Origin of the sequence: Rheinheimera sp. (assembly GCF_036568245.1) — a bacterium.
Lineage (GTDB): Bacteria > Pseudomonadota > Gammaproteobacteria > Enterobacterales > Alteromonadaceae > Alishewanella.
The window spans coordinates 1-4,549 of record NZ_DATCSY010000248.1; the positions used below are offsets into that span (position 1 = coordinate 1).

The 4,549-nt window shown below is 51.3% G+C and carries 4 protein-coding genes; 1 reads left to right on the top strand and 3 read right to left on the bottom strand.

Features of this window, described 5'->3' with window-relative positions:
- The 3 genes from VIN66_RS11410 to VIN66_RS11420 form a co-directional block, all read right to left on the bottom strand.
- The coding region (locus VIN66_RS11410; RefSeq protein WP_331924108.1) for a hypothetical protein at positions 1-219 on the bottom strand (219 nt) is incomplete at its 3' end.
- Between the two features lie 188 nt (positions 220-407).
- Positions 408-1,571: an E22 family MetX-like putative esterase gene (locus VIN66_RS11415; protein WP_331924109.1), complete on the bottom strand. Its 1,164-nt coding sequence runs from the start codon at positions 1,569-1,571 to the stop codon at positions 408-410.
- Between the two features lie 9 nt (positions 1,572-1,580).
- Positions 1,581-2,882, bottom strand: a complete 1,302-nt coding sequence (locus VIN66_RS11420) for a GntP family permease (protein ID WP_331924110.1) — start codon at positions 2,880-2,882, stop codon at positions 1,581-1,583.
- Positions 2,883-3,040: 158 nt separating this feature from the next.
- On the opposite strand from VIN66_RS11420, the gene VIN66_RS11425 reads away from it, so the two are divergent.
- Positions 3,041-4,549 (top strand): TonB-dependent receptor (locus VIN66_RS11425; protein WP_331924111.1); only part of this gene is annotated, 1,509 nt, incomplete at its 3' end.

Consider the following 4,549-nt stretch of genomic DNA (forward strand, 5'->3'; position numbering starts at 1 on the left):
GCCACCACCGAGCGCTTTTAAGCCAGATGCCAGCAAGACGAAGCCAATAGCGGCATAAATCCAGGCCAGGGTTTTATCCTGTTGTACCAGGCTGACAACCTGCAGTAAGGGATAAATACCGAGCAGAGTTACTACTACACCGCGCAGGGCCCGTAATAAACCTTCGGCTTTAAAAGGGTTACGGATCCCTAACGATTCACTGCCATAATCAAAGGCCATTGTTACTTCCTTATAAAAATCAGTTTGTTGAATGCAGCTTTATCTTGCCTGAGCAATATTAATTTGCAATCTGTACCGGTTACTTTTAGCCGAAAATACGCTTAAGTGCGAATAAATTATACGGATAAAAAAAGGAGCCCGTTACACGCAGCTCCCACCAGGAAGAGACAAGTCCGGCAGCGCCGGTACTAAGGTTGGTTCAGAAAAGTTTCGATCAAGGGCGCAACAGACTGAATATTGACTAAACCGTCTAAATGGCCCCAGTTGCCGGGTATTTCGGCATACTGTGGTGTGTTACCGGCGTTTTTCATCGCATCAGCACTGTGTTGGCTGAATGCAGGTGGTAGCAGTAAATCACCGCTGGCGGGCAGAAATAAGGTTTTTGCTTTAATGCCGGCTACCGCCTGCTGCCAGTTGTCCGCCATACCGGCACGCCATAACTGGGACGCCCTTACCAGATATAAAATATGGTTGGCATCCTGATAAGTTGCTCTTACTTTGGCATGTTGCATCAGCTGCTCCCAGGCACTTAAGCTGGCACGGATATCCTGCATGGCGTTTTTGTCACTAACGGGTGACGGGTAACGCTGATTAAAGCCCTGTGGATGCACCGCGTCTTGTGTGATGTACGCCAGTGCTGTAGTAAGGCCCTGTATTGGCTGGCCTTTGTCATAGTAGTCACCACCGTGCCAGGCCGGGTCAGTTTTAATCGGGTAGGCCCAGCGCTCCAGTTTCACTGCGCCATAAGCGTCCATAAAAGCACCGCCAATCACCGGCACTAAACGCTGTACCCGCTCCGGATAGCGTACAGCCCATTCGATAGCCTGAAACGAGCCCATAGAAGGGCCAATCACCGCATGCAGCTTGTTAATACCAAGACTATCGAGCAGGGCTTTTTGTACTTCGACGAAATCGCCAATGGTCACCACCGGAAATGCCAGGCCATAGGGCTTGCCTGTCGCAGGGTTAGTGGTTGCCGGCCCTGTGGTGATGACATTTTTGTCAAACACATTGGCGTTTACCAGCGTATCGCTGCTTATTACATAAAATTTATTGGTATCAATGGCTTTGCCCGGGCCTATGATGGCGTCCCAGTAACCGGGAGTCGCATCATCCTGTTGGTATTTGCCAGCTGCATGACTGCTGCCAGAGAAATAGTGTGTGATCAGTATTACATTAGACTTATCAGCATTAAGCTTACCGTAGGCTTCCCAGCCAATATTAACCGGCGCAATCACCTGACCGCTTTCGGTGGTAAAGCTATCCAGCGTAAAGTGCTGCTTTTCGACCAGCAAAGGCTCGGCTGATACGGCAACACTAAATAACCATATTAAGCCTGTGATAAAACGCATAACGACTCCTTAGAACCACTGAAATAACAGTATTGCCAGCGCAGTGCCCACTACCGGCACTAAGACGCTAACCACTGCCACCGGCCAGTACGCATTGTGGTGGCTCTCGCCACAGATAGCACGAATAGTGGTAACGACATAGCCGTTATGCGGCAACGAATCGAGCGCGCCGGAAGAAATGGCCACCACGCGGTGCAGTTGCTCCGGGTCGACACCACGGTCGAGATAATGTGGTGCGATTTCAGGCAGTGCAATCACCTGGCCGCCGGAAGCGGAACCGGTTAAGCCCGCTATAGCGCTTACCGCCACAGCGGCGCCGAGCAGTTCGGGGCCGGGCAGATGTGTCATAAAGCCGACCACGCTGGCAAAAGCCGGCGTCAATTTGGCAACAGAGCCAAAGCCTACCACTGCGGCGGTATTACCGATGGCCAGCAAAGCGCCTAGTACGCCTTCGTTAGTTGCAGCTGCCGGATTATGCAGGAAGCGGTAATTTAACAGATAAAGGCTGACCACACCGCCTGTCAGGGCGACGATAAGCGCCGCTTGCTGCAGGCTGTCGTGTAATAAAAACGACAGCAGCAACACCACACCTAACGGTACTATCCCCTTAAGCGGATGTGGCAGCGCGCGGTCGGTAATTTCAGGGTCGCTGCTGCGCTGGGTAAACTGCTCGCCCTGACTGACAGCCCGTTTTATCATCCACATCAGTAGCATATAGCCGCAAACTGCCATAAAAACCGCGACGATGATACTAACCTGCCAACCAGCGTAAGGTGTGGTTTTAAGATAAGGGATAGGGATCCAGTTCTGAATTTCCGGTGAGCCGGCCGATGTCATGGTAAAGGTAACAGACCCCAGAGCTAATGCGGCCGGGATAAAACGTCTGGGCAGATTTGCGCCTTTGAATAAGCTGACTGCCATCGGGTAGGCAGAAAAGGCGACCACAAACACACTGACACCGCCGTAAGTCAGCACTGCACAGGCCAGCACCACAGCCAATACAGCTTTACCTTGCCCCAGTTTGTTGACTATCGCCAGCGCTACCGCATCAGCCGCGCCGGTATGTTCCATCAGCTTGCCAAACAGAGAGCCGAGTAAAAACATCAGAAACCAGGCCGCGACAAAACCGGAAAAGCCGGCCATGTAACCGTGGACAAAATCCAGCTGGTCGGTCATTTGCCAGAAGGGAATGCCGTTGGTGACTGCTACCAGCAGCGCACACAGTGGCGCTGTAATAAACAGGTTAAACCCCCGCATCGTCAGCACGATCAGCAGGCCAAGCCCGGCCAGTAATCCGATAAGACTCAACATCTTGTTATCCTTATGCTCATTTTCGTTTAGTCTGATACAGCTGGGCAGGCATCACCATAGTACTAAGGTACAGGTTAAAAAAAACGCATTTGCGCCTACAGTAAGGCTAGACAAATAACAACAAAATGATGCGAACTCAAAACAGCAGGAGAGCCAAGATGGCCCATAACAATAATATTGATGCACCGCACAAGTATAGCCGTACCCTTATTAAACCCAGCCTGCTGGCGCTGGCGATCAGCAGCAGCTTTGCCGGCACAGCGCTGGCACAGGATGCAGCAGCCGAAGATGACACTGCGGTTAAGCTTGAGCGTATTGAAGTAACTGCCCGGCGCACGGTGGAGAATTTACAGACAGTACCGGTAGCGGTGACGTCGATGGGCGAAGAGGAGCTGGCCCAGCGTGGGTTAGATAACCTGACAGCTGTGGCGCAGTATTCGCCTAATACTACGTTGCAGGTTTCGCGCGGTACCAACAGCACGCTGACGGCTTACATCCGCGGTATCGGTCAGCAGGATCCATTGTGGGGGTTCGAGCCTGGTGTAGGTATTTATATTGATGACGTATACATGGCTCGGCCGCAAGGTGCTGCACTGGATGTATATGATGTCGAGCGGGTTGAAGTTCTGCGCGGCCCGCAAGGCACACTGTATGGCCGTAACACCATCGGTGGTGCAGTAAAATATGTCACCAAACAGCTGACCGGTGACAACGAGTTTGCTGTACGCGGTACTATTGGTACTGAAAATCAGCGTGATCTGAAGGTGTCGGGCCAGACCGGCCTTACCGACAATGTGTTTATCAGTGGCGCTTTTGCGACGTTTAATCGCGATGGCTTTGGTAAGTTTTTAAATACCGGCGATGATAACTATAACAAAGAGCTGATGACCGGACGGGTCAGCCTGCAGTGGAATGTTAATGATAGTTTCCGCATGCTGTTAAGTGCTGATAAAACGGTAGACGACTCCAATCCACGCGGCGGCTTCCGCTTATTCCCCAGTGCCCTGGCACCAACGGATACTGTACCTACCAGTGTGTATGATGCCAACATCAGCATGCCGGTAGAGAACAAAGTAGAAACAGAAGGTCAGTCGATTACGATGACGCTGGACCTGTCGGATAACTGGACACTGAAATCAGTTACTGCACACCGCGAAGGCAAAACCGATACCAATATCGACTTTGATTCTACCAGTTTTCCAACACTGGACATTCCGGCGTTTTACGAAGATACCCAGGTATCACAGGAACTGCAGTTACTATACAGTGATGACAAGTTAAAATTTGCCTCTGGCCTTTACTACTATGACGGTGAAGCCTGTGGTGCTTTCGGCCAGGTCGTGTATGGCGCCAGCACCACGGAAAACGGTGGCTGTGTGCAGACCGATAGCATAGCGGCTTATGCCCAGGGTACCTATCAGCTGGACGACAAATGGTCGTTAACTTTTGGTGGCCGTTATACCCAAGACGATAAAGATGCCAGCGTCTATCGGTATATTTACGCCGGTTATAAATTCCCGCGTGACCCTGATGGTGTGTATTTATCTACCCAGACTGAGTTTAGCGGCAGCGAAAGCTTCAGCCATTTCTCACCGCGTATTGGCGCAGAATATCAGTACAGCCGTGATTTGATGTTATACGGCAGCTACACCAACGGCTTCAAATCT

Coding starts and splice junctions, on each gene's coding strand:
- VIN66_RS11415 (WP_331924109.1), bottom strand. CDS start 1,571: ATGCGTTTTATCACAGGCTTAATATGGTTATTTAGTGTTGCCGTATCA.
- VIN66_RS11420 (WP_331924110.1), bottom strand. CDS start 2,882: ATGTTGAGTCTTATCGGATTACTGGCCGGGCTTGGCCTGCTGATCGTG.